This is a genomic window from Streptomyces sp. NPDC090083 (genome assembly GCF_044747445.1).
Taxonomy (GTDB): Bacteria; Actinomycetota; Actinomycetes; order Streptomycetales; family Streptomycetaceae; genus Streptomyces.
Map to the genome: position 1 here is coordinate 727,289 of NZ_JBIVED010000001.1, position 15,211 is coordinate 742,499.

General features: G+C 72.3%; 14 protein-coding genes. 5 read left to right on the forward strand and 9 right to left on the reverse strand.

What is annotated here, in order from left to right; translation table 11 throughout:
• Positions 1-8 precede the first annotated feature (8 nt).
• Both ACIPTO_RS03035 and ACIPTO_RS03040 read left to right on the forward strand, forming a co-directional pair.
• Complete coding sequence (locus tag ACIPTO_RS03035; protein WP_401188980.1) at positions 9-929, forward strand: STM4011 family radical SAM protein; 921 nt, start codon at positions 9-11, stop codon at positions 927-929.
• A 126-nt stretch (positions 930-1,055) separates the two neighbouring features.
• Positions 1,056-2,054 (forward strand): CHRD domain-containing protein, encoded by a 999-nt coding sequence (locus ACIPTO_RS03040; protein ID WP_366311798.1) that lies wholly within the window; start codon positions 1,056-1,058, stop codon positions 2,052-2,054.
• 75 nt (positions 2,055-2,129) lie between these two features.
• Here the strand turns inward: ACIPTO_RS03040 and ACIPTO_RS03045 are convergent, their stop codons facing one another.
• The 6 genes from ACIPTO_RS03045 to allB form a co-directional block, all read right to left on the reverse strand.
• Entirely contained in the window at positions 2,130-2,438 is a 309-nt protein-coding gene (locus ACIPTO_RS03045) for an antibiotic biosynthesis monooxygenase (RefSeq protein ID WP_366311800.1), read from the reverse strand.
• A gap of 61 nt (positions 2,439-2,499) precedes the next feature.
• The gene (locus tag ACIPTO_RS03050) at positions 2,500-3,405 is read right to left on the reverse strand and encodes a DMT family transporter (RefSeq protein WP_366312750.1); all 906 of its coding nucleotides are present in this window, start codon (positions 3,403-3,405) and stop codon (positions 2,500-2,502) included.
• A 91-nt stretch (positions 3,406-3,496) separates the two neighbouring features.
• Entirely contained in the window at positions 3,497-4,129 is a 633-nt protein-coding gene (locus tag ACIPTO_RS03055) for a dihydrofolate reductase family protein (RefSeq protein ID WP_401188983.1), read from the reverse strand.
• A gap of 92 nt (positions 4,130-4,221) precedes the next feature.
• A complete protein-coding gene (locus ACIPTO_RS03060; protein ID WP_401188986.1) occupies positions 4,222-5,034 on the reverse strand; it encodes an AIM24 family protein in 813 nt (270 codons plus the stop codon).
• A gap of 117 nt (positions 5,035-5,151) precedes the next feature.
• Positions 5,152-6,267, reverse strand: a complete 1,116-nt coding sequence (gene alc, locus ACIPTO_RS03065; protein ID WP_401188988.1) for an allantoicase — start codon at positions 6,265-6,267, stop codon at positions 5,152-5,154.
• 166 nt (positions 6,268-6,433) lie between these two features.
• Positions 6,434-7,771: an allantoinase AllB gene (gene allB / locus ACIPTO_RS03070; protein ID WP_401188991.1), complete on the reverse strand. Its 1,338-nt coding sequence runs from the start codon at positions 7,769-7,771 to the stop codon at positions 6,434-6,436.
• A 274-nt stretch (positions 7,772-8,045) separates the two neighbouring features.
• On the opposite strand from allB, the gene ACIPTO_RS03075 reads away from it, so the two are divergent.
• On the forward strand, positions 8,046-8,840 hold the full coding sequence (locus ACIPTO_RS03075) for an IclR family transcriptional regulator (RefSeq protein WP_366311809.1): 795 nt from the start codon (positions 8,046-8,048) through the stop codon (positions 8,838-8,840).
• A 187-nt stretch (positions 8,841-9,027) separates the two neighbouring features.
• Here the strand turns inward: ACIPTO_RS03075 and ACIPTO_RS03080 are convergent, their stop codons facing one another.
• The gene (locus ACIPTO_RS03080) at positions 9,028-9,348 is read right to left on the reverse strand and encodes a DUF5955 family protein (RefSeq protein WP_366311811.1); all 321 of its coding nucleotides are present in this window, start codon (positions 9,346-9,348) and stop codon (positions 9,028-9,030) included.
• 187 nt (positions 9,349-9,535) lie between these two features.
• Here ACIPTO_RS03080 and ACIPTO_RS03085 point away from each other — a divergent pair, with 187 nt between their 5' ends.
• A complete protein-coding gene (locus tag ACIPTO_RS03085; RefSeq protein ID WP_401188995.1) occupies positions 9,536-10,135 on the forward strand; it encodes an NTP transferase domain-containing protein in 600 nt (199 codons plus the stop codon).
• 187 nt (positions 10,136-10,322) lie between these two features.
• Positions 10,323-11,945 (forward strand): malate synthase A, encoded by a 1,623-nt coding sequence (gene aceB / locus ACIPTO_RS03090; RefSeq protein ID WP_366311814.1) that lies wholly within the window; start codon positions 10,323-10,325, stop codon positions 11,943-11,945.
• 61 nt (positions 11,946-12,006) lie between these two features.
• On the opposite strand, the gene ACIPTO_RS03095 is transcribed toward aceB, so the two are convergent.
• Together ACIPTO_RS03095 and ACIPTO_RS03100 are read right to left on the reverse strand one after the other, a co-directional pair.
• Positions 12,007-12,921 carry a HipA family kinase gene (locus ACIPTO_RS03095; RefSeq protein WP_401188998.1) on the reverse strand — a complete coding sequence of 305 codons (915 nt, stop codon included), beginning with the start codon at positions 12,919-12,921 and terminating at the stop codon, positions 12,007-12,009.
• Positions 12,922-12,985: 64 nt separating this feature from the next.
• Positions 12,986-15,124, reverse strand: a complete 2,139-nt coding sequence (locus ACIPTO_RS03100; RefSeq protein ID WP_401189001.1) for a protein kinase — start codon at positions 15,122-15,124, stop codon at positions 12,986-12,988.
• Positions 15,125-15,211: the final 87 nt, after the last annotated feature.

Below are 15,211 nucleotides of genomic sequence, written 5' to 3' on the forward strand. Positions count from 1 at the left end.
GGACCGTCATGGATCTCACCGTCCTGTACCGGGGCCCGCTCGCGTCCTGCGACTACGACTGTCCCTACTGCCCGTTCGCCAAGCGGCGTGACTCGACCGCCCAACTCCGCGCGGACCGGGAGGCGTTGGAGCGCTTCGCGCGCTGGGCGGCGGACAGCGAGGACGATCTGTCGCTGCTCTTCACCCCGTGGGGCGAGGGGCTGGTCCGCTCCTGGTACCGGCGCACGCTCACCGAGTTGTCCCGGCTGCCGCACGTGCGCCGGGTCGCGATCCAGACCAATCTGAGCTGCCGGACGGGCTGGCTCGCCGAGGCCGACCTCGACACGCTCGCCCTGTGGTGCACGTACCACCCGGGCCAGACCCCGTACGACCGATTCCTCGGCACGTGCCGCGACCTGGCCGACCGCGGGGTGCGCTTCAGCGTCGGTGTGGTGGGCCTGCCCGGCCATTTGGCGGCGGCCCGCAGGCTCCGCGACGACCTGCCCCCGCACGTGTACCTGTGGATCAACGCGGCCGAGGGGCACACCTACGGGGACGCGGAGGCCGACGAGTGGACCGCGCTCGACCCCCTCTTCCCGTACAGCCGTCACCCGCACCGCAGCGCCGGACTGCCGTGCCGGACCGGCGAGTCCGTGATCTCGGTCGACGGCGAGGGCACGGTCCGCCGCTGCCACTTCGTCCGCGACGAACTCGGCAACCTGTACGACGGCTCCTACCGGGCGTCGCTGCGCCCGCGCGCGTGTCCGCTGGCCGTCTGCGACTGCCACATCGGCTACGTCCATCTGGAGACCCTGCCCCTGTACGACGTCTTCGCGGGCGGCGTCCTGGAGCGGGTGCCGTCCGCCGTCCCCGGGCCGGACACCCCGCGCCTCCTGACGCTCACGGCGCGGCCGGAGCGGCTCCCCATGTCCAGGTCGTGTCCTCAGTGATGCCGTCCCTTCTCAGGCGTGTCTCAGGACTGTCATCGGCTGAGGGATCACCCGAGGGGCCCCGTGAAGGAGGGAGAACGACCGCGGGACAGCCGCGGATCGGCCATCACGGGGAGAACGAGACACATGATGTTCAAGCGATTCGGGACCATCGCCGCGACCGCGATCACCGGCACCCTGCTCCTGACCGCCTGCAACGGCGTGGACGGGGCGGCCGACGCCACCGTGTCGCATCCGTCGGCGGGGGCGACGCAGGCGGCGGGCGGCATCGGCCGCTACACCGAGAACGCGCCGGGGGCGCGGTACTTCACCACGATCCTCACCGGTGACAACGAGGTGCCCGTCAAGGGCAAGCCCGCGGTGGGCGACAAGGACGGCAGCGCGGTGGCCCTCATGCGCATCCAGGGCGACGAGGTGTCCTTCGCGTTCGCGTGGTCGGGTACCGGCACCCCGACCATGGCCCATCTCCACGAGGGTGCGCGAGGCACCAACGGTGACGTGAAGATCCCGTTCTTCATGGAGAAGCTCAAGGGCGGCACGCCGTTCGTGTTCGGCACCGTGCAGGTCAAGGACGCGGGCCTGCTGCGCCGCATCGAGGCGCATCCCGACCGGTTCTACTTCAACCTGCACACCGCCGAGTTCCCGGGCGGCGCGGTCCGCGGCCAGGCCGTCGCGCTGCCGGGCGCCGTCTCGCTGCCCGACGCCATCCGGCACTCGGCGCTGGCCGGAGTCGTCAAGGGGTCCCAGATCTACGCCTGCACCCAGCAGGACGACGGTTCCTACGCCTTCACCCAGGACAACGTGGACGCCACCCTCCAGGGCGGCATCCAGCACAGCTTCGCGAAGCACGGCCCGGCCGGCCCGCCGCAGTGGATCGCTCCCGACGGCTCCTCGGTGACCGGCACCGTCGTCAACAAGTTCGACAACGGCAAGGGCAACATCCCCCAGCTCCTGCTCCGCGCGCAGCAGACCGGCAAGAGCGAGGGGCTGCTGTCCAGGACCACCTCGGTGCTGCGGCTCGACACCGTCGGCGGCGTCGCCCCGGCCGGCACCTGCGATCCGGCCGCGCGGCCCACCGCCCGGGTCCCCTACACGGCGGAGTACCTGTTCCTCGCCACGAAGTAGCGGCACAGAGCGGCGCAGAGCGGCACCCGGCGCCACCGTCGCGCCGGGTGCCGCTCACCACTCACCGCTCACCGCTCACCGCCCGTCGTCGTCCCCGGTCACGGGCTCGTCCCCCTCCTCGGAGCTCACCAGCGAGGCGATCGTCGCGAAGAAGGCGGCGATGCCCGGCAGGTTGGCTCCCTTGGCGCGTGAGGCCGCGAAGTCCTCCGGACTCCGCCAGGTCACGATGTCCAGCCATTCGTCGTCCAGGAGGCGGACCAGGCGGGCGCCGAGGAAACCGGCACGGTCGGCCCGGAAGTCGGCGAGCATCGCGGGCCTGCTCTCCAGCAGTTCGGTGACGCGCTCGGGTGCGACCCGGAAACGGGTGAGTTCGACGGTCGGCATGAAACCTCCTCCGTGGTTCGCCCTCACCGTAGGACATCGGCGCCGTCGAGTCCTCCGGGAGTCACCGCGCGGCCCCGCGCCCCCAGGCGGTCCCCACCAGGACGAGCACACCGCCCGCCAGCCCGAGCGCGCCGAGCCGTTCGCCGCCCAGGGCGATGCCGGCCGCGGCGGCCCACAGGGGCTCGGTGCCGAGCAGCAGGCTGACCCGGGAGGGCGAGGTCCGGCGGACGGCCCACATCTGCACGAAGAAAGCGAACAGGGTGCAGAACACGGACAGGAACAGCAGCCCGGCCCACTCGCGGGCCCCGAAGCGGGCGGCCGTCTCCCACGGGGTGGTGTCGGCGCCGGCGGACAGGATCGCGAACACCGCGACGGCGGTGCCGAGTTGGACGGTGGTCAGGGGCAGCGCGTCGGCGCCGCGCACCGCCCTGGTCCGGGACATGGCGAGGACGTGCAGGGTGCGGGCGAGGGCCGCGAGCAGCATGAGGAGGTCACCGAGGGAGGGGCGGGTGAATCCGGCGCCCTGGGTCAGCAGCAGCACGCCGAGCACGGAGAGGGCCGCCGCGCCGAGGAAGCCCCGTGAGGGGGTGGTGCGGGTCGCCGCGGCCTCGGCGAGCGGGGTGAAGATCATGGTGAGGCTGATGATCAGGCCCGCGTTGGTCGCCGAGGTGTGGACGACGCCGTAGGTCTCCAGGAGGAAGATCCCGGCGAGGATCAGCCCGAGGAGGGCCGCGCCGCGCCACTGGGCGGCCGTCAGGGCGCGCAGCGAGCGGTGGCCGGCGACCGCGAGGACGGGCAGGACGATCGCGAAGCGCAGCACCAGGACGGCGAGGACCGTGCGGGCGGTGGTGATGTCCTTGGCGGCCAGGTAACTGGCGCCCCAGACCACCGCGACCAGCAGGACGGGCAGGTCGGTCGGCCAGGTGCGGCGGGGCGCGGCGGCGCGCGGTACGGCGATCGAGGACATGGGGGCGGCTCTCCCGGTCTCCGGCGGAGGGGTGGAGACATCGGTGGCTGCCACACGGAACGATCACCGTACCGGCACGGGCCCCCGCTGACTAGGCGTTCCGCGCGCCCTCGTCCACGTACGAGCCGTAGGTCGGGCGGCCCGCCAGGTCGTACGACTGGATGGAGACGCCGGTGCCGGTGACGCGGCCGTCGGTGCGCCGGAAGGCCATGGGCTCGGTGCCCTCGGGGAACAGGCGCAGGCCGCTGCCGAGCACGACCGGGAAGGTCACCAGGTGGAGCGTGTCGACGAGGCCGAGTCCGAGCAGGGACCGGACGAGGGCGCCGCTGCCGTGCACCTGGAGTTCGCCCTCGGTGCGCTCCTTGAGGTCGGTGACCTCCTTCGCGAGATCGCCGCCGAGGACGGTGGTGCCGGCCCAGGAGGGGTCGGTGAGGGTCGACGAGGCGACGTACTTCGGCAGCGCGTTCAGCTTGGCGGCGATCGGGTCGGCGGGGTCGGTCATGTGCGGCCAGTACCCGGCGAAGATGTCGTACGTGCGGCGGCCGAGCAGATAGGCGCCGGAGCGGTCGAAGACCTCGACGACGAAGCGGCCGAAGTCCTCGTCGCCGTAGACGAAGCTCCAGCCGCCGTGCGTGAAGCCGCCGCGGGTGTCCTCCTCGGGGCCGCCGGGGCCCTGGTAGACGCCGTCGAGGGTGACGAAGAGGGTGGAGACGAGCTTGCCCATGTCGGGTGCCTGCTTCCTGGTGCGAGGGCCGGTGGTGTCATCAGCTCAGACCCCGCGGACCCCCGCAACTCATCGGTCCCCGCCACGACGGCTCATCCCGCGTGGGTCGAGAACATGCCTCCGGTCGGTCCCTGCTTGTCGCCGCCCTGGGCCTTCTTCAGGGCGTTCGCCAGGCTCTCGATGGTGAGGGACTGCAGGATGACCCGGCCGTTGCCCTCCAGGGTGGCCAGGGAGAGGCCCTCGCCGCCGAACACGGCGTTCATCAGGCCCTGGCGGTTGAGGCCGCCGATGCGCTGGACGCCGTACTGGACGCCCTCCTCGAAGGCGACGAGGCAGCCGGTGTCGACCTCGATGCGGCCGCCGAAGTCGGCCGGGTTCAGGTCGATGAAGTTGCCCGCGCCCGCGATGATCACCGTGCCGTGGCCGGTGAACTTCTCCAGGACGAAGCCTTCGCCGCCGCTCATGCCGGTACGGCCGCCCTGGAAGGCGATGCCGAACTGGACGGTGGACTCGGCGGCCACGAAGGCGTCCTTCTCCGCGAACCACGCGCGCGTGCCGTCGAGTTCCAGGGCGCGCATCTCCCCGGGGAGCACGCCCGCGAAGCCGACGGTGCCCTCGCCGCCCTGGGAGGTGAAGTACTGGAACGCCATCGACTCACCGGCGAGCACGCGCTGGCCGACCTGCATGGCCGTGCCCATGGCCTGCCGGAGCATCCCGCCCATGCCGCCGCTGCCGCCGCCCTGCTGCTGGCCGCCGCCGGACGGGCCGCTGAGGCGCGTCTCCATGGTGACGTTCGTCGTCTTGAAGAGGAACTTGCCGGCCTCGCAGTACACGGTCTGGCCGGAGGTCAGGTTGACGACCGCCATCTGCATGGCGTTGCCGACGATTTCTTGCTGAAGGGTCACGACAGGAGAACGTAGCGGGTGGCCCTCCCGGTTCCGGGTGCGGGTGGGATGCGGCGGCCCGCGCGCGGAGGCGCCGGACAGGACGGCGAGGCCTGTCCGGCGGTCGGGAAGCCCGTATCAGCCGCCCAGCTCCTGGTGCCTCGCGGCCAGCGTCGTCGCGCCCTGGTCCGTCAGCGAGCCGAACAGGCGCAGCCGCGAGATCCCGCCGTCGGGATAGATGTCCACGCGTGCGTGCGTCCCGACCGCAGGAGCCGGGAGGACGAAGCGGTGGTTGGTGTCGGGCTGGAGGCGGGTGCGCGGGAGGATCTCGGTCCAGTCGCCGTCGTCGCCGTCGCGTACCGATACCGACGCCCAGCCGGCGCTGTTGCCCTTCAGGTACGCGGTGTCGATCTCGATCGCCCGGATCAGGGACTGGGCGGCGAGGCGGTAGCTGATCCAGTCGTTGCCCCGGTCGCGGCGGCGGCGGGTCTCCCAGCCGTCGTCCATCTTGCGGGAGCGGCCGGGCTGGATGGTGTTGCTCGCGGGCGAGTAGAAGAGGTTGGACGCGTCCTCGGCGCTGCCGCCGTTCTCCAGGGCGACGACGTCGAACGTGCCGAGCGCGGCGAGCCACACGGGGTCGGGGACGACCTCGCCGTGGACGCGGAGGCGGGCGATGCCGCCGTCGGGGTGCTGGTTTACGCGGAGGTGGGTGAAGCGTTGTTCGGTGGCGATGGCGAAACCGTTCGCCGCGTGGCCGCCGACCGGGGTGCGCGGGACGAGGGACGTCCACTTCACGTCGTCGGCGAGGAGGTCCTCGGGGGACGGTGAGCCCGGCAGCGAGGTGCCCTCCACCGACACCGCCTGCGGGTAGTTGCCCCGGAAGTGGGCCGTGTCGACCACGATGCCCCGGATGACGCCGGGCGCGCCGAGGCGGACCAGTGCCCAGTCGTGGTCCTCCGGCGTCGGCCAGGGGTGCTCCGCCGAGGCGCCGCGGCGGCGGCGAGTCTCCCAGCCGTCCATGATCTTGCCCTTGTGGCCGAAGTGCTCGGGGTCGAACTCGGCGGGCCCGGGTACGAGGAGGTTCTCGCGCTCGGCGAAGAACTCGTCGTTGGCGGCGACGACACCGGCGCCGAGCCGCCGGTCGGCGAGGTTGGTGTACTGGGCGAAGGGGAAGTCGGCCGTGCGGTAGTCCGCGTAGGGGTCGCCGCCTCCGTAGGGGTTCGCGTCGCCGGTGAAACTGGGAATCGCCGTCACTGCTGTGTCTGCCTTTCGGGAGGGGGCCGCTGCGGGTGCGGAGGAGGTGGATCAGGGTGCAGGGGTCAGGAGTTGACCTTTCGGGTGGGTGAACTCGCCGTCCTGGGGGCGGGGTTCGCGGTGCGCCGGAACCGTGTCGGGGCGTTCGCGGCGCGGCGGAGCCGGATCAGGGCCTCCGGTCCAGGAGTTGCCCCTTGGGTTCGGTGAACTCGCCGTCCAGGACGATGCGTTCGCCGCGCAGCCAGGTGGACCTGACGACCCCGCTGAGGGTCTTTCCGGCGTACGCGGTGACACGGTTGCGGTGCTGGAGGGCGGCCGGGTCGACGGTGAACGTCTCGTCGGGGGCGAACACCGCGAAGTCGGCGTCGCGGCCCGCCTCGATGGCGCCCTTCTGGTCGAGTCCCGCCAGTTGTGCCGTCCTCGACGACATCCAGCGGACGATGTCGGTGAGGTCGTGGCCGCGCTTGCGGGCCTCCGTCCACATCGCGGAGAGGCTCAGCTGGAGGCCGGAGATGCCGCCCCACGCGGTGGCGAAGTCGTCGGTCTTCAGGTCGGCCGTCGAGGGCGAGTGGTCCGTCACCACGCAGTCGATCGTGCCGTCGGCCAGCGCCTGCCACAGGAGGTCCTGGTTGGCGGACTCGCGGATGGGCGGGCAGCACTTGAACTCGCTCGCCCCGTCCGGGACTTCCTCCGCCGTGAGGGTCAGGTAGTGGGGGCACGTCTCCACCGTGACGCGGACGCCCTCGGCCTTCGCGGCGGCGATGAGCGGGAGCGCGTCCGACGACGACAGGTGCAGGACGTGCACGCGCGCATTGAGGCGCTTCGCCTGCGCGATCAGGCCCGCGATGGCGGTGTCCTCGGCGTCGCTCGGGCGGCTGGCGAGGAAGTCGGCGTACTTGGGGCCGCCCCGCTGCGGGGCCGCGTCGAGGTGGTGCGGGTCCTCCGCGTGGACGATGAGCAGGCCGTCGAATCCGGCGATCTCGGCCAGGGACAGGGCGAGTTGGTCCTGGTCCAGGTGCGGGAACTCGTCCACGCCGGACGGGGACAGGAATGCCTTGAAGCCGAAGACGCCGGCGTCGTGCAGCGGGCGCAGGTCCTTGACGTTGTCGGGCAGGGCGCCGCCCCAGAAGCCGACGTCCATGTGGGCCTTCGCCGCGGCGACCTGCCGCTTCGTGCGGAGGTTGTCGACCGTCGTGGTCGGCGGGAGGGAGTTGAGCGGCATGTCGATCAGGGTGGTGATGCCGCCGGCCGCCGCCGCGCGCGTGGCGGTCCAGAAGCCCTCCCAGTGGGTGCGGCCCGGGTCGTTCACATGCACATGGGTGTCGACCAGGCCGGGCAGCAGCACGTCGTCGCCGAAGTCCTCGAACCGTGCTTCGGACGGGACTTGGGCGTCGTACGGGAGGACGGCCGTGATCTTTCCCCCGGAGACCGCGACCGCCGCCGCGCGTATCCCCTCGGGGGTGATGACACGTGTGGAGCGCACCACCAGTTCAGCGTCGGACACCCGGACCCCTCTCTCTGCCGCTGTCGTTACGTCCGGGAAACGGGATTTACTCGCACGTAACGGAATTCAACGTTCTGTTGAAGGAGTCTTCACTCCCGCCCCCGCACCGTCAAGGGCACACTCGTTCGCGAGGTACGGCACGCGCACACTCTGGATGTTTCCACAAAGTGGAATTAGACTTCCGGCAAGCAGAACGTAGCTACGCACAGGCGGGGAGTCAACCGGCCCCCGGGTAAGCTTCAGCCCTTCCCGCCCGTGCCGAAAGGAACGCGCCGTGCCGCCGTCCAGCGTGAGCAGCACCGACTCCACCAAGTCCGCCACGGGTGGTGTCCAGTCCCTCGAGCGCGCCTTCGACCTGCTGGAGCGGATGGCCGACGCGGGCGGCGAGGTCGGCCTGAGCGAGCTCTCCGCGAGCAGCGGCCTCCCGCTGCCCACCATCCACCGCCTGATGCGCACGCTCGTGGCCTGCGGCTACGTCCGCCAGCAGGCGAACCGGCGGTACGCGCTCGGCCCCCGGCTGATCCGCCTCGGCGAGTCCGCGTCCCGGCTGCTCGGGACCTGGGCCCGCCCGTATCTCGCCCGGCTGGTCGAGGAGACCGGCGAGACCGCGAACATGGCCCTGCTCGACGGTGACGAGATCGTCTATGTCGCCCAGGTGCCGTCGAAGCACTCGATGCGTATGTTCACCGAGGTCGGTCGGCGCGTCCTGCCGCACTCCACCGGCGTCGGCAAGGCGCTGCTCGCCAACACCCCGGACAACGAGGTGCGCGCGCTGCTCGCCCGGACCGGCATGCCCGCCGCGACCGAGAAGACGATCACCACCCCGGACGGCTTCCTCGCGGCCCTGGCGGACGTACGCCGCCTCGGCTACGCGATCGACGACAACGAGCAGGAGATCGGCGTCCGCTGCCTCGCCGTCTCCGTCCCCGACTCCCCCACCGCGGCCGCGATCTCGATCTCCGGCCCGGCGGGCCGGGTCACCGAGTCGGCGACCGACAAGATCGTGCCGGTGCTCCAGCAGGTGGCAGGCGAACTGTCGGAGGCACTGGCCAGCCAGAACCCCGCCTGAGCGACGGGCGGTTCGGCCGAGCCGGGCAGGGCCGGACCACCGGCAGACCGTACGGACGGCCGGGCCGGACCACGCACCGACCCGCCCGCTACCGCGACACCGAGGACCGCCACCGCCAGGTGGACGGCAGGCACGCGCCGATCAGCCACCGCCGATTCCCTGCGACCTGATCAGCCGGGGACAGGCCCTAGCCCCGCCCGCGCGGAGGCCGGCCGAAGAGGTCCACCGCGTCGCGTACGTCCGTCAGCCCCCGCGCGAGAGCGCTCACGGAGCCGATCGCACCGGCGATCAGGAGCAACGAGCGGCGCAGGCGCGGGATTTCGGGGACGCCGTCGATGGTCATCGCGGCCAGTGCCGCGAGTTCGTCCTCGGCGATGACCCGGTCGGGGAACTCCGCCGGATGCGCGGCGAGTTCGCGGCGCAACCGGGACACCGCGGTCCGCAGTTCCGCCACCCTCGGGTCCTCGTCGCTGCCGGTCACTGGCCTCTGCCCCACGCTCCGCAACACAGCTCTCCCCCCTCGCACATCCTCGTGCGCAAGAACTTTGTGATCCCGCCGCGTACCCCGCAACACTGGTCGGGCGCCGAGGGACGCGGGTCAGTAAACGCCACCCGGTGCGGGTGCGCCACTCCACGGACCGAAATTAAGTAGGAGGATTCCGTGCCGTCGCCGCCGCGTCAGGTATGCAGGACACATGACGCGAAACGAAGACGAGGTCGCCGGGCTGCTCCTCGCGGCCGGGGGCGGCCGACGCCTCGGCGGACGGCCCAAGGCGCTGCTACGACACCGCGGACGGCCCCTCGTGGAGCACGCGGCCGGGGTCCTGCGCGCGGCCGGTCTCACCCGCGTCCACGTGGTCCTGGGGGCGGACGCCGACGCCGTACGAAACCAGGCGGAACTGCCCGGATGCGTGCTGGTGGAGAACCCGGACTGGGAGCGGGGGATGGGGTCCTCGCTGCGAGCGGGGTTCGACTCGCTCTTGAGTTCCGGGGCGCGGGCGGCGCTCGTGTCGCTCGTCGACCAGCCCGGGATCGGCGCGGAGGCGGTGGCGCGGGTGCTCGCCGGATTCGCGGACGAGGACTCCCTCGTCTCGGCCGCCTACGACGGGGTACGCGGTCATCCGGTGCTGTTCGGGGCCGCGCACTGGGCCGGGATCGCCGAGAGCGCGACCGGCGACCGGGGCGCGCGGGCCTACCTCAGGGCGCACGCGGACGCGGTCGCGCTGGTCGAGTGCGGGGACGCGGCACGGCCGTACGACATCGACACCGAGGCGGATCTCGTCCACCTTGAGTGAGCGGGATGGCACCGAGCGCCGCCTTGGCTCGATCCGAAGAATCTCGACATCAACAAACCATTGAACTTCCACGATGAGGAAACTAGTATCCACTGTTCAGAAGCGCCCGACGGCCCCTCGGGTGCTACCAGCCCTACCCTGGTCACCTGGCACCCGGTGCCACGCACGCTGAAGGAAGTGACAGTTCATGTCCGCACCAGCGCCGTCCTCGCCGGTCGTCGTCGACGCCGAACCCCTCCCCCGGCAGGAGGAGGTCCTCACCGACGAGGCCCTCGCCTTCGTGGCCGAGCTGCACCGCCGGTTCACGCCCCGCCGGGCCGGACTCCTCGCCCGCCGGGCCGAGCGCCGCGCGGAGATCGCCCGCACCTCCACCCTGGACTTCCTTCCGGAGACCGCCGCGATCCGCGCCGACGACTCCTGGAGGGTGGCCCCCTCGCCCGCCGCCCTGAACGACCGGCGGGTCGAGATCACCGGCCCCACCGACCGCAAGATGACGATCAACGCCCTCAACTCGGGCGCGAAGATCTGGCTCGCGGACTTCGAGGACGCCTCCGCGCCGACGTGGGAGAACGTCGTCACCGGTCAGCTCAACCTGATCGACGCCTACACCCGCGCGATCGACTTCACCGACGCCAACTCCGGTAAGTCGTACGCCCTGAAGCCCGAGGACGAGCTCGCGACCGTCGTCATGCGGCCACGCGGCTGGCACCTCGACGAGCGGCACCTCCTGGTGGACGGCGAGAAAGTCCCGGGCGCCTTCGTGGACTTCGGGCTCTACTTCTTCCACAACGCGCGGCGGCTGATCGACCTCGGCAAGGGCCCGTACTTCTACCTCCCGAAGACCGAGTCGCACCTCGAAGCCCGGCTGTGGAACGACGTGTTCGTCTTCGCGCAGGACTACGTCGGCGTCCCGCAGGGCACCGTCCGCGCCACCGTGCTGATCGAGACGATCACCGCCGCGTACGAGATGGAGGAGATCCTCTACGAACTCCGCGACCACGCCTCGGGGTTGAACGCGGGCCGCTGGGACTACCTCTTCTCCATCGTGAAGAACTTCCGTGACGGCGGGCCCAGGTTCGTCCTCCCGGACCGCAACGCCGTGACGATGACGGCCCCGTTCATGCGGGCGTACACCGAACTCCTCGTCCGCACCTGCCACAAGCGCGGGGCGCACGCGATCGGCGGCATGGCGGCGTTCATCCCCTCGCGCCGGGACGAGGAGGTCAACAAGGTCGCGTTCGAGAAGGTCAAGGCGGACAAGGACCGTGAGGCCGGGGACGGTTTCGACGGGTCGTGGGTGGCCCACCCGGACCTGGTGCCGATCGCCATGGCCTCCTTCGACGCGGTGCTCGGCGAGCGGCCGAACCAGAAGGACCGGCTGCGCGAGGACGTCGACGTCAAGGCGGCCGACCTGATCGCCGTGGACTCGCTGCACGCGAAGCCGACGTACCCCGGGCTCGTCAACGCCGTTCAGGTGGGCATCCGTTACATCGAGGCGTGGCTGCGCGGGCTCGGCGCGGTCGCCATCTTCAACCTGATGGAGGACGCGGCCACCGCCGAGATCTCGCGCTCGCAGATCTGGCAGTGGATCAACGCGGGTGTCGAGTTCGAGAACGGCGAGAAGGCGACTCCCGAGCTGGCGCGGAAGGTCGCCGCCGAGGAGCTGGAGAACATCCGGGCCGAGATCGGCGCGGACGCCTTCGCCGCGGGCCACTGGCAGCAGGCCCACGACCTCCTCCTGGAGGTCGCCCTCGACGACGACTACGCGGACTTCCTGACCCTGCCCGCGTACGAGCAGCTGCGGGGCTGACCTCCGACCCGTCGGGTCCGGGTGGCCCGGGGATCCTCCCGGTGCCACCCGGACCGTCGGGTCATCCGAGGTGTACCGACCAGTCCTGTTGCGCCGTCGGCCGGCCGTGCAGGTCGGGGACCCGCTTGAGCCAACTCGGGCGGCCCTGCTGTGTCTTGGCCGCCCGCCGGGCCTCCTCGGCGGTGCGTTCCTCGCGGCTGGGGAAGTCGGTGGGGAGCCAGCTCGCGGAGGCCCGCACGCGCGCGTGGAGGTAGGCGACGTACGCCTCCCGTACGGCGTCGGGTGTCGCGAAGCGCGGTTCGCCGGCCAGCCAGGCGTCCGGCACCTCGGCCACGATCCGGCGCAGCAGCTCCTCGGTCACCCTGGGCGCCAGCCCGGCGTCCGCGGCCCGGGTGTCGGGCCCGTAGTGGCCCAGGGCGTGATGCCGGAAGTCGTAGGCCTTCGTGGGGTCGGCGCCGTCCCAGCGGTGGTGGAAGACGAGGGCGGCTCCGTGGTCGATGAGCCACAGGCGCGGGGGCGCGATGCCGAGCGTCGGCCAGATCATCAGGTTCGAACTGTGCACCGTGCGGTCGACGTTGACGGTCAGCGCGTCGAGCCACACGATCTTCCCGGCCTCCAGCGGGTCGACCGTGCACTGGGCGGCGATCTCCGGCGTGAAGTCCTGGGCGCCGGGCAGGAAGTCCATCCCGAGGTTCAGCCCCGCGCTGGCGCTGTGCAGGTCCCGCACCTCCTGGTGCGGCTCCTCGTCGGCGATCACCGGGTCGAAGTGGACGAGCACCAGCTCGGGGAACCGCAGCCCGAGAGCCCGGGCCAGCTCCCCGACGACCACCTCGGCGACCAGCGCCTTGCGCCCCTGCGCGGAACCGGTGAACTTGACGACGTACGTCCCGAGGTCGTCGGCCTCGACCACCCCGGGCACGGAACCGCCGGACCGCAGGGGTTCGATGTAGCGGGTCGCGGTGACCTCTCTCAGCACTGTCAGCCCTCCGGCGTGGGGTCATCATGATAACCGAGGGTGATCGCCGCCGAGGGGCGCCCGGTCAGCGCCAGGAGGGGTGGCCCTCCGGCGTGCTGCCCGTGGTGAGTCTGCGGATGCCCGTGCCGTCGGCGCGGACGGCCCAGATCGCGGGCCGGTCGAAGGGGCCCCGGACGAAGGCCACCCACCTGCCGTCGGGCGACCAGACCGGGTCCATCTCCTGCGCGGCGGTCTCCACCAGCGTCCGGTCGTCCGTGCCGTCCGCCCTCACGATGTGGATGTCGCCGCCGGTGCCCACGTTCGGTGCCCCGGCGGTGTAGGCGAAGTACCGGCCGTCCGGCGACCAGACGGGGTCGAGGGCGCGCCGGGGCTGGTGGGTGATCTGCCGGGGTTCGGCGCCCGGCCGGGACGGGTCGACGACGTGGATCTGCCACGTCGAGGCCTTCTGGACGCAGATGACGATGTGCTTGCCGTCGGGGGACCAGGCCGGGTCCTCCACGCTCCCGGTACCGGTGGTGAGCTGCTGCGCGGAGCCGTCCGCTACGGTCACGGCGAACAGCTGCTGCACACCGTCCTGCCGCCGCAGCACCGCCAGCCGCTTGCCGTCCGGGGACCACGACACCCGGCCGCCCGCGATCGAGGCGACCCGGCGGACGTCCGTGCCGTCCGCGTTCGCCGTCCAGACCGCCGACTCGTGACCCGTGGTGCGCGTGAACGCGAACGACCTGTGGTCGGGCGACCACTGCGGCAGCGCGTCGCACGTCCCGGCGATCAGCTGTTTCGGGTCGTCCTCGGTGGAGTCCCGCCGGCCGATCACGCTGTGGCACGTCGACGACCCGGGGTCGGTGTCCATCCGGACCAGCAGCGGCGCGTCGGGGAACGGGGCGGCCGTCACGCGCGGCGACGAGGACGCGCCGCCCCCGGCAGCACCCTTGTTCCCGCCGGAACCCGGCCCCGTCCCGGTCCAGGGGTGCCACACCAGCACCCCCGCGGCGACGGCCACGACCAGCGCCGCGGCCACGGCCGCTCTCCTGCGGCGGCCCTGCGCGGGCGTTGGCGCGGGCACGGGCGGGAACACCGGCGCGGGCCCGAAGCCGGGGCCGGGGCTGAACGCCGGGCCCTGACCGGAGGCGGGGCGGGGGCCGGGGTCGGGCGACGACTGGACGGTCCGGGGACGGGAGGCCTCGGGCGGCCGCCCGTCGGACGTCGGCGCGGCCGTGGGCGCGTCCGCGATCACCGGCGCCCCGGGCGACCGCTCCCCGGCCCCCGGCGGCCCCTGTGTCCCCGTACGCGGATCCGTCGGCACCCCCGGCCCCCGCTCCGCCCCCGCGCCGGACGCCCCCGCCTCCTGGCTCCGCACCAGCGCGGTCGCCTCGGCCGGAAGCCACACGTCGGACGGATGCCGGACCGTCAGCCGGTCGAGGAACTCGACGGGGGTGGGGCGGTCGCGCGGGTCCTTGGCCAGGCAGGCCGCGACCAGGTCGCGCAACTGGCCCGGAACGTCCGCGAGTTCGGGCTGCTCGTGCACGACACGGTACGGCCACGCGGCCGACACCCCGTCCCCGAAGGGCGCCCGGCCCGCCGCCTGGCCGAGCACGACACCCAGGGCGAACATGTCCACCGCCGGGGTGAACGCGCCCCCGGTCAGCTGTTCCGGCGCGAGGAATCCGAGGGTGCCGATCTGGAAGCCGGTCTGGGTGAGCGCCGTGCCGTCGAGGGCCCGGGCGATGCCGAAGTCGATGACCCGGGGTCCGTCCTCCGCGACGATGATGTTCGCCGGTTTCAGGTCGCGGTGGATGACCCCGGCCTGGTGGATGGCGGCCAGCGCCTCGGCGAGGCCGGCGGCCAGCACGGTGAGCGTGTCCGGGGGCAGGGAGCCGACCCGCTCCAGGACGGCCTGGAGGGTCGGTCCGGGTACGTAGGCCGTCACCAGCCAGGCCGGGTCGCCCTCCGGGTCCGCGTCCACGACCGGCGCGGTGTGGAAACCGCCGACGCGCCGGGCCGCGGCCACCTCGTCGGCGAACCGGCGCAGGAAGCCCGGTTCGGTGCTCAGTTCAGGGCGTACGACCTTGACGGCCACCGCGCGGCCCGACCGCGACCGGCCGAAGTACACGACCCCCATCCCGCCCCGGCCGAGCCGTCCGACCAGCCGGTACCTGCCGTCCCCCACGGACGCGGGATCACCTGCTTCGAGCGGTTTCATGGCTCCCCCAACCCGCCTCTCCAGCACGGCGGTGTCCAGCCGCGAGGCTCCCCCGACACCGCCCGTCAGTCTAGGTGCTGAGCTCAT